Source organism: Micromonospora globispora, assembly GCF_003857015.1.
Taxonomy (GTDB): domain Bacteria; phylum Actinomycetota; class Actinomycetes; order Mycobacteriales; family Micromonosporaceae; genus Micromonospora; species Micromonospora globispora.
Window position 1 is genome coordinate 1 of the sequence record NZ_QGGF01000113.1, and the last position, 8,776, is coordinate 8,776.

General features: G+C 74.0%; 10 protein-coding genes. 8 read left to right on the forward strand and 2 right to left on the reverse strand.

All coding sequences use genetic code 11. The features are described 5' to 3' along the window. Nucleotides 1-68 precede the first annotated feature (68 nt). The 5 genes from DKL51_RS04105 to DKL51_RS04125 all read left to right on the forward strand — a co-directional run bounded on the left by DKL51_RS04105 (nucleotide 69) and on the right by DKL51_RS04125 (nucleotide 5,972). A complete protein-coding gene (locus tag DKL51_RS04105; RefSeq protein ID WP_109943371.1) occupies nucleotides 69-1,157 on the forward strand; it encodes a zinc-binding dehydrogenase in 1,089 nt (362 codons plus the stop codon). 153 nt (nucleotides 1,158-1,310) lie between these two features. Next, entirely contained in the window at nucleotides 1,311-3,605 is a 2,295-nt protein-coding gene (gene secA2 / locus DKL51_RS04110) for an accessory Sec system translocase SecA2 (RefSeq protein ID WP_124811738.1), read from the forward strand. A gap of 189 nt (nucleotides 3,606-3,794) precedes the next feature. Continuing rightward, on the forward strand, nucleotides 3,795-4,535 hold the full coding sequence (locus DKL51_RS04115; RefSeq protein ID WP_109943380.1) for a GAF and ANTAR domain-containing protein: 741 nt from the start codon (nucleotides 3,795-3,797) through the stop codon (nucleotides 4,533-4,535). 73 nt (nucleotides 4,536-4,608) lie between these two features. Further along, nucleotides 4,609-5,109 carry a DUF2231 domain-containing protein gene (locus DKL51_RS04120; protein ID WP_109943373.1) on the forward strand — a complete coding sequence of 167 codons (501 nt, stop codon included), beginning with the start codon at nucleotides 4,609-4,611 and terminating at the stop codon, nucleotides 5,107-5,109. Between the two features lie 104 nt (nucleotides 5,110-5,213). Beyond that, nucleotides 5,214-5,972, forward strand: a complete 759-nt coding sequence (locus DKL51_RS04125) for a class I SAM-dependent methyltransferase (protein WP_109943374.1) — start codon at nucleotides 5,214-5,216, stop codon at nucleotides 5,970-5,972. A 2-nt stretch (nucleotides 5,973-5,974) separates the two neighbouring features. On the opposite strand, the gene DKL51_RS04130 is transcribed toward DKL51_RS04125, so the two are convergent. Further along, the gene (locus DKL51_RS04130) at nucleotides 5,975-6,898 is read right to left on the reverse strand and encodes a DUF3500 domain-containing protein (RefSeq protein ID WP_109943375.1); all 924 of its coding nucleotides are present in this window, start codon (nucleotides 6,896-6,898) and stop codon (nucleotides 5,975-5,977) included. 77 nt (nucleotides 6,899-6,975) lie between these two features. Continuing rightward, the gene (locus DKL51_RS04135) at nucleotides 6,976-7,368 is read right to left on the reverse strand and encodes an ankyrin repeat domain-containing protein (RefSeq protein ID WP_109943376.1); all 393 of its coding nucleotides are present in this window, start codon (nucleotides 7,366-7,368) and stop codon (nucleotides 6,976-6,978) included. A 67-nt stretch (nucleotides 7,369-7,435) separates the two neighbouring features. Between DKL51_RS04135 and DKL51_RS04140 the strand changes: the two genes are divergently transcribed. The 3 genes from DKL51_RS04140 to DKL51_RS04150 all read left to right on the forward strand — a co-directional run. Further along, on the forward strand, nucleotides 7,436-7,813 hold the full coding sequence (locus tag DKL51_RS04140) for a cupin domain-containing protein (protein ID WP_109943377.1): 378 nt from the start codon (nucleotides 7,436-7,438) through the stop codon (nucleotides 7,811-7,813). A 113-nt stretch (nucleotides 7,814-7,926) separates the two neighbouring features. Beyond that, nucleotides 7,927-8,379: a cysteine dioxygenase gene (locus DKL51_RS04145; protein WP_124811739.1), complete on the forward strand. Its 453-nt coding sequence runs from the start codon at nucleotides 7,927-7,929 to the stop codon at nucleotides 8,377-8,379. Between the two features lie 46 nt (nucleotides 8,380-8,425). After that, nucleotides 8,426-8,776 (forward strand): rhodanese-like domain-containing protein (locus tag DKL51_RS04150; protein ID WP_124811740.1); only part of this gene is annotated, 351 nt, incomplete at its 3' end.

The window sequence follows — 8,776 nt, forward strand, 5'->3', positions numbered from 1 at the left end:
GCCCAGCGGGCCGGCCGCGCGGCTCACCGCCGCCGTGGCCGAGGCGACGCCGGCGGGGGTGACGATCGATGCCTGACAAGGTCGTGGTGGTCAGTGGCCCGGGCGCGGTGGAGCTGGTCGAGGAGGATGCGGCGGAGCTGCGGGAGGGCACCTTCCGGGTGCAGACCCTGTACAGCGGAGTGTCCGCCGGCACCGAGCTGAGCTACGTCAAGGGCACCAACCCGTACCTCAACGTCACGTGGAACGCCGACCTGGGCCTGTTTCAGCCGGGCGAGGCGAGCACCCCGTACCCGGTGACCCGGCTGGGGTACATGCAGGTCGGCCGGGTGGTGGAGAGCCGTACCCCGGCGATCCCGGTCGGCACGGTGGGCGCGATGACCTACGGGCACCGCACCGGGTACGTCGCCGACCCGGTCGCCGAGCGTTTCGTACCGCTGCCCGAGGAGCTGGACCCGCTGCTCGGCGTCTACGTGGCGCACATGGGTCCGATCTGCGCCAACGGGCTGCTGCACGCCGCCGCCGACCTGTGCGGCACCGACGTCCGGTCGCTCGGTGACGGCGTCCGCGGTCGCCGGGTGGCGGTGGTCGGCAGCGGGGTGGTCGCCCTGCTCACCGCGCTCTTCGCCCGGCGGTACGGCGCCGCCTCGGTGGTGGTGCTCGACCCGACCCCGGCGCGGCGGGAGGTGGCCGAGGCGCTCGGCCTGGAGACCCTCGACCCGGACGCGGACGACCCGGCGGTGGTGCTGAAGACCCGGTGGAACCACTCCGCCGGCGACCGGGGCGCGGACGTCGTCTTCCAGTGCCGCGGTCAGGCCTGGGCGCTGCAGCTCGCGCTGCGCCTGCTGCGGCCGCAGGGGACCGTGATCGACCTGGCCTTCTACCAGGCCGGCGCGGACGAGGTCCGGTTCGGGGAGGAGTTCCACCACAACGGGCTGTCGCTGCGCTGCGCCCAGATCGGCCGGGTGCCGCGCGGGCTCACCCCCTTCTGGGACCGGGAACGGCTCTCCGCCGAGACCATCGAGCTGCTCCGGCAGTACGGGGACCTGATCCGCAAGCACATGATCTCGGCGGTGGTGCCGTTCGAGGAGGCGCCGGCGCTGCTGACCGACCTGGCCGAGCGCCGCCGGCAGGAGCTCCAGGTGGTGCTGACCGGCTGACCGGAGGCCGTCGGGCGGCGCCGCTCAGCCGGTCCCGCCCGGGCCCGCCGCAAAGGCCCTGAGCTGGGCGTTCATGGCCGATACCGGACGGCCCCGCGCGCCGGGAACGGCCGGGCCGCACAATCGGCCCCGGTTCGCGTACCGTTGCCGCTCATGGGTGTGTCGCAACGGTTCAAGAGCAGCTTCCGGCGGTTCCTCCAGCGCCCGGGGACGACGGTCGACCTGGCCCCGCTGGAGAAGCTGCTGCCGGCCATCGAGGCCCGCGAGGAGGAGCTGGAGCAGCTCACCGACGCCGAGCTGACCGAGGCCGCCGGCTCCGCCACCGGCTACGAGGAGATCTGCGCGATCGGCCGGGAGGCCGCCCGCCGCGGCCTCGACCAGCGGCCGTACGACGTCCAGCTGCTCGGCGCGATGGCCCTGCTCTCCGGCAAGGTGGCCGAGATGGCCACCGGTGAGGGCAAGACGCTCACCGCCACCGTCGCCGCCTACGGGCACGTCCGGATGGGCAACGGCCCGGTGCACGTGCTCACCGTCAACGACTACCTGGCCCGCCGGGACGCTGAGTGGATGGAGCCGGTCTACACCCTGCTCGGGCTCACCGTCGGCTGGGTCAACGAGGCCTCCACCCCCGAGGAACGGCGGGCCGCCTACGCCTGCGACGTCACCTACGTCTCGGTCAGCGAGGCCGGCTTCGACTACCTGCGCGACCAGCTCGTCACCGACCTGGCCGACCGGGTGCAGCAGCCGCTGCGGACCGCGATCGTGGACGAGGCCGACTCCATTTTGATCGACGAGGCCCGGGTGCCGATGGTCCTGGCCGGTGCGGTTCCCGGCGAGCAGGATCCGGTGCACGCCGCCGCCGCGCTGGTCCGCGGGCTGCGCAAGGGCAGGCACTACACCGTCGCCGAGGACGGCCGCAGCGTCGCCTTCACCGCCGCCGGCCTGGCCGCCGTCGAGGCCAAGCTCGGCGGCATCGACCTGTACGACACCGAGCACGTCGCGCAGCTCTCCGCGGTCAACGTGGCGCTGCACGCGCACGCCCTGCTGCACCGCGACGTCGACTACATCGTCCGGGACGGGTCGGTCGAGCTGATCGACGAGATGCGCGGCCGGGTGGCCCAGCGCCGCCGCTGGCCGGACGGGCTCCAGGCGGCGGTCGAGGCGAAGGAGGGCCTGGACGCGACGGCGGAGGGCGAGGTCCTCGGCACCATCGCCGTGCAGGCGTACATCGCGCTCTACCCGACGGTGTGCGGGATGACCGCGACCGCGGTGCTGGTCGGCGACCAGCTGCGCGAGTTCTTTGGCCTCGAGGTGGCGGTGATCCCGCCGAACACCCCGTGCCTCCGGGAGGACGAGCCGGACCGGATCTACGCCACCCGGGCGGAGAAGGAGGAGGCGCTGGTCGACGAGATCAAGCGCAACCACGACCGCGGTCGTCCGGTGCTGGTCGGCACCTTGGACGTGAAGGAGTCCGAGGGGCTGGCCGCCGCGCTGAACGCCGCCGGGGTGCCTTGCGTGGTGCTCAACGCCAAGAACGACGACGAGGAGGCGGCGATCATCGCCGAGGCCGGCGCGTACGGCGCGGTGACCGTCTCCACGCAGATGGCCGGCCGGGGCGTCGACATCCGCCTGGGCGGCAGCGACCAGGCCGATCGGGAGCGGGTGGCCGAGCTGGGCGGGCTCTACCTGATCGGCAGCGGCCGGCACGACAGCCGCCGGGTCGACGACCAGCTCCGCGGCCGGGCCGGCCGGCAGGGCGACCCGGGCGGCTCGGTCTTCTTCGTCAGCCTGGAGGACGACCTGGTCGTCCGGCATGCGTTGGACGCCGTCCCGCCGTCGCCCCGGATGAACGCGGACGGCCTGGTCACCGATCCGCAGGTGGACTACGCGGTGGAGCACGCCCAGCGGGTCGCCGAGGGCGTCAACCACGAGATCCACCGCAACACCTGGCGGTACAGCGTGGTGATCGAGCAGCAGCGCAAGGCGCTCGCCGAGCGCCGGGAGCGGCTGCTGACCAGCGACGTCGCGGCGCTGATGCTGCTGGAGCGGGTGCCGGAGAAGGCCGGCGAGATGGACGAGGACCTGCTCGCCAACGCGGCCCGGTCGATCGCCCTCTACCACCTGGACCGGCTCTGGGCGGAGCACCTGGCCGAGCTCTCCGAGGTCCGGGAGGGCGTGCACCTGCGGGCGCTGGGCCGGCTGGACCCGCTGGACGAGTTCCACCGCTCGGCGGTCCCGGCGTTCAACGCGCTGGTCCCCGAGATCGAGACCCGGACCATCGCCACCTTCGAGGAGACCGAGTTCGGCGAGGACTGGGAGCCGGACGCCTCGAAGCTGGTCCGGCCGACCGCCACCTGGACGTATTTGGTGCACGACAACCCGTTCGGCTCCGAGTTGGACCGGCTGATCGCCTCGGTCGGCCGGCGGCTGAGCTCCGCCTCCCGCTGAGCGCCCCAACGGGGTCCCGTCCGGCGCGTACCGCGTCGGAAGGGACCCCTTTGCGCTGTTTCGATCGGGGTTTGCGAGGGTAGTAGCCCGAGGCTTTCGAGTCAGGGAGAGACAGCGGATGAGACAGGCAATGGCGCCGAACGGGGACACCGCATGCTCGTACGCGGGGGCGGCGGGGGCCGTGACCCGGTGAACCTGGATACGCGGGAGCCGACGATCGACACCCTCGGAGTGCTGGAGACCGCGGCCCTGCTGCGGGAGCTGACCGCCGGTCTGATCTCCGTGACCGACTTCGACGAGGCGCTGAGCCAGCTGGTCCGGATCGCCCGGGACGCCGTACCCGGGGTGGCCTGGTGCGGTTTCACCGCCCTGCGAGCCGGTGAACCGGCCGGCGTGGCGGCCTCCGACCCCCGGCTGGCCGAGCTGGACGACCTCCGGCACGGCCCGGACTCGCCGGCGATGAGTGCCATCCAGCGGCGCGAGATGATCATCGCGCCGGACCTCGACCAGGAGACGCGCTGGCCGACCTGGACCACCCGGGCCCGGGGCCTGGGCGTGCACGGGGTGATCTCCGCGCCCGTCGACGTCGACGAGCAGGTGATCGGCGCGATCAACCTGTACGCCGAGTCGGCGGCGGCGCTGACCACCCGGCACCAGCTCACCGCGATGCTCCTCGCCGAGCACGCCGGGCTGCTGCTCGCCGCCGTCCGGGACCGGGCCCGGCAGGTTGCCCAGGCCGGCGAGCTGGACGCCACGCTGCTGGAGGAGGGCGTCGTCGGGCAGGCCATCGGGGTGATCATGACGCAGCGCGGCTGCCCGGCGCCGGAGGCGCTGGAGGTGCTGCGCAGCGCCGCCTCCTCGTTGGACATACCGCTGCGTGAGGTCGCCGAGCGCCTGGTGATCACGGTCTCCCGGCCCCGGGAGAACTGAGCCGCTTTCGTTTCACGCCGTTGGACCCCGGGTAGCACCCTGGACTGAGCTGTTCCGACCTGGGGAGGATCCAATGGAGAGCCGTCTGCGGGTGCAGGGGCATCCGATCCAACCGATGCTGGTGACGTTCCCGTTCGGGCTCTTCGTCAGTGCGGCGATCTTCGACCTGGCCGACGTGGTGGGTGGCCCGGCCTTCCTCGGTGAGGTCGGCTACTGGACGGCGGTCGCCGCGCTGGTCGCGGCCGGGCTGACGGCGGTCGCCGGGATGGTCGACCTGTGGGACGTGCGGGCCGGCCGGACCCGCCGTACCGCCGTGACGTTCAACCTGGTCAACGCCGCCATGGCGGCGCTGTTCCTGCTCACCTGCCTGATGCGGGCCCACGCGCCGCAGCGCGGCGCGACCGGCGTCGAGCTCGCCACCGAGGTGCTCGCCCTCGCCGTCGGCGCGGTCGGCGTGTGGCTCGGGGCCCGGCTGATGCGCCAGTTCGACCGGGGTCGCGCCGAGCCGAGCGGCTTCGAGGCGCTGCGCGGGGTGACCGGCTCCACTGCCGAGATCGTCCGCCCGCCGGTCTGACCGCCCGGCGCGCCGGGCCGGAAGATCGCCGTGCGGTCGCCGCCGGGCGGCAGGGTCGGGAAAAAGCGGTTGTCGACGGCACAGGCGGGCGGCAGGCTCGCCCGGTGAGCACGGACCGCGAGTTCGAGCACCTGATCGCCGAGGGGGCCGGCGTGCCGGTCGAGGGCTGGGACTTCTCCTGGCTGGCCGGACGGGCCAGTGAGGAACGCCCGCCGTGGGGCTATGCCCGGCTGGTCGCCGCCCGGATGGCCACGGTGTCCGCCGCCCTGGACATCGACACCGGCGGGGGAGAGGTGCTCGCCGAGGTGCCCGAGCCGCCGCCGCTGCTCGTCGCCACCGAAGCGTGGCCGCCGAACGTCGAGGTCGCCCGCCGTACGCTGCGCCGGGTCGGCGCCACGGTGGTGCGGGTCGCCGAGACGCCGCCCCTGCCGTTCCGGGACGGCTCGTTCGACCTGGTGGTCAGCCGGCACCCGGTGGACACCTGGTGGGACGAGATCGCCCGGGTGCTGCGTTCCGGCGGCAGCTACCTGTCCCAGCAGATCGGCGCCGGTACCGTGCGGGAGCTCAGCGAGGCGATCCTCGGCCCGCTGCCGCCGCCGACCAGTCGCCACCCCGAGCAGGCGGTCGCCGCGGCCCGGGCGGCCGGGTTGGAGGTCGTGGACCTGCGTCGGGCCACCCTGCGCACGGTGTTCCAGGACATCGCCGCCGTCGTGTACTTCCTCCGCAAGGTGATCTGGACCGTGCCCGGCTTCACCGTCGACCGGTACCGCGACCAGCTCCGCCGGCTGCACGACCGGATCCAGGCCGAGGGTCCGTTCGTCGCCCACGCCCAGCGCTTCCTGATCGAGGCCCGCCGGCCCTGAGGTCAGTGCGCGTCGGCGTGGTGGGCGGCGAGGACGTCGGCGCCGAAGTCGCTGGCCGGGCGGCGCAGCACGGTGTGCGCGTGGTTGCCGTCCTCGGTGGTGTTGTCGTACTCGATCAGCAGGTCGTCGCCCTGCACCCGGTAGTAGTGCCGCTGCCCCCGCCGGGTGGGGCCGGCCCAGGCGAAGTGCAGCTCCCCGCCGTCGAGCCGGCCCGCCTCCCGGGCGGCCAGCTCCGGCGGGAGCCGGTCCAGATAGAGCGCGACGAGCTGGTCGAGCAGCGCCCGGCCGGTCGGCGTGAGCCGGTCCCGGGGGACCCCGAGCGGCTCGATCCGGTCGGGTGCGGCCGGGCGGGTGGCGCTGATGATGTCCACCGGTGCGTCGTCGGCGACGATCGCCGCCGCCCGCCCGGCCGGGCCGAGCGCGTCCAGCAGCTCGTGGGCCAGGTCCTCCTCGACGCCCAGCGGCCGGGAGACCGGCCGGCCGGCGTGCCGGACCGTCGCGGGGTTGGCGCCGAAGAAGATCGGGGCGGGGGAGACCTGGTCGTCGACCACGGTCATGCTCACCGAGAGATGGTGTCCCTCGATCCGCCACGCCCACCGGTCGTCGCGCGCCGGGTCACCGAAGACCGCGACCCAGTAGTCCCCGCTGTGCCGGCCGCGCCGCCACCCCTCCGCGCGGTCGAGCACCTCCTCCAAGGCGATGATCGCCATCGCCTGGGCGTACGCGGGCGGGCTGAGCGCGGTGGCGAGGAGCCGGTGCGCGGCCTTGCGGGCGGCGACGTCCAGCTCGGCGAGGCAGGCGCCGGGTCGGGGCCGGGGCCGGTACTCCAGCCAGCGCCGGGTCGCGTCGTCGTCGAACGGGTGGCGGGCGTGCTGCCTGGCCGGCTCGTCGAGCGCCGCCAGCAGCGCGCCGGCCGCCGCGCGCATCTGCTCGGGTACGGGATCCTCCACCGACTCTGTATACCGCCCGGCCGGCCGTCGTACCGGCTGCCCGGGCGGGTCGGTCAGCTCCGGCCGAGGGCGGCGAGCATGTCGGGCAGGTCGAAGAAGCGCGCGGTCTCCACCGCCGACGGGGTGCCGTGGTCCGGGTCGGCCCCGGCGTCGAGCAGCGCCTGGACGGCCTCGGTGTTCGTCCGGAAGACGGCGGCGGCCAGCGCGGTCTGGCCCCGGTCGTTGGTCCGCGAGTGGTCGGCGCCCCGGGCCAGCAGCGCGGCCACGGTCTCCGGGTGGCCGTGGTACGCGGCCAGGATCAGCAGGGTGTCGCCCTTGTCGTTCGTCAGGTTCACCGGCAGCCCGGCGTCGACGTACCCGGCCAGTTCCTCCGTCGCCCCGTCACGTGCCCGGTCGAACATCCGGTGCGCGAAGGCGATCGTGTCGGCGTCGAGATCGTCGCTCATCCGTCCAGGCTAGGGGGAGTCCGGCCCCCGCCGCCTGATAGCTTGCCAGCCCGGCACGGGAGGACGGATGGACGATTCGGTGTACGTCGGCAACGCGGGCGTGGACGGCGCGACCGACGCCGGTTGGTTGCTCGGGCACTTCAAGCCGCCCGGAGATGTCCGGCACAGCGCCGAGGTCGAGGTGAAGTGGGGCGTGCACCCGGCGGGGGAGGCCCGGTCGCGCTGGGCCACCGGTGAGCGGCGGACCGCCCTGCTGGTGCTGATCAGCGGCCGGTTCCGGGTGGAGCTGCCGGACCGCACGGTGGTGCTGGGCATGCCCGGCGACTACGTGGTCTGGGGCCGGGGCGTCGACCACTCCTGGTACGCCGAGCAGGAGTCGGTGGTGCTGACGGTGCGCTGGCCCTCGGTGCCCGGCTACAAGGTGGACCCGCCGGTTCTCCACTGACGTGGCGACCGCAGCCGAGCGTCCCAGCATCCGGTATTACCTACTAAACCCATAGGTTATGCCGCCTATAGTGACGTGTCCGCTCCACCGCGTACCCGTGAGGACCAGCCGTCATGACCAGCGCCGATCCGTCCGACCTGATCGCCGTCGCCGGCCGGTACGCCGACCCGGCCGGCTGGCCGGTGCCGCTCCGTTTCGCCCGGGCCGAGCGCTGGTACGCCCGGCTCGCCGTGGGCCCGGACCACGAGGTGTGGGCGCTGAGCTGGCTGCCCGGGCAGGGCACCGACCTGCACGACCACGGCGGCTCCGCCGGCGCCTTCCTGGTGGTCGCCGGGACGCTCACCGAGGAGACGGTCAGCGGGGGCCGGTTGCGGCCGCACCGGTTGGTGGCCGGCTCGGGGCGGCGCTTCGGCGCCCGGCACGTGCACGTCGTCAGCAACCGCGGCGACCAGCCGGCGGTCAGCGTGCACGTCTACCGGCCGGCACTGCGCCGGATGACCCGCTACCGACTCGCCGCCGGGCAACTCCTGATCGCCGACGTCGCCGAGGCCGGCGTCGCCTGGTGAACCCCCTGTCCTCAGCCACAGCCCGCACGCCCGGAAGGATCCGACGATGCCGTCCATCCCCACCCGTTCCGAGAGCTGTCCGGTCCCACCGCCCGGCGCGCGGGGTATCGAGGAGATCCTCGCCGCCGCCCGCTCCCGGCTGCGCCGCCTCGACCCCGAGCAGGCCCATCTGGCGTACCGCGGTGGGGCGCTGCTGGTGGACATCCGACCGGCCGGGCAGCGGGCCGCTCACGGCACCGTCCCCGGTGCGCTGGCCGTCGAGCGCAACGTCCTGGAGTGGCGCTTCGACCCGCGCTGCCCGGCCCGGCTGCCCGCAGCCGTCGGCTACGACCTGCCCGTAGTGATCCTCTGCCAGGAGGGCTACACCTCCTCGCTGGCCGCCGCCGCGCTCCAGGAT

Excerpts from the sequence above, each read along its gene's own strand:
- DKL51_RS04105 (WP_109943371.1), top strand. The coding sequence starts at position 69 with ATGCCTGACAAGGTCGTGGTGGTCAGTGGCCCGGGCGCGGTGGAGCTG.
- secA2 (WP_124811738.1), top strand. The coding sequence starts at position 1,311 with ATGGGTGTGTCGCAACGGTTCAAGAGCAGCTTCCGGCGGTTCCTCCAG.
- DKL51_RS04120 (WP_109943373.1), top strand. The coding sequence starts at position 4,609 with ATGGAGAGCCGTCTGCGGGTGCAGGGGCATCCGATCCAACCGATGCTG.
- DKL51_RS04130 (WP_109943375.1), bottom strand. The coding sequence starts at position 6,898 with ATGCGCGCGGCGGCCGGCGCGCTGCTGGCGGCGCTCGACGAGCCGGCC.
- DKL51_RS04135 (WP_109943376.1), bottom strand. The coding sequence starts at position 7,368 with ATGAGCGACGATCTCGACGCCGACACGATCGCCTTCGCGCACCGGATG.
- DKL51_RS04140 (WP_109943377.1), top strand. The coding sequence starts at position 7,436 with ATGGACGATTCGGTGTACGTCGGCAACGCGGGCGTGGACGGCGCGACC.
- DKL51_RS04145 (WP_124811739.1), top strand. The coding sequence starts at position 7,927 with ATGACCAGCGCCGATCCGTCCGACCTGATCGCCGTCGCCGGCCGGTAC.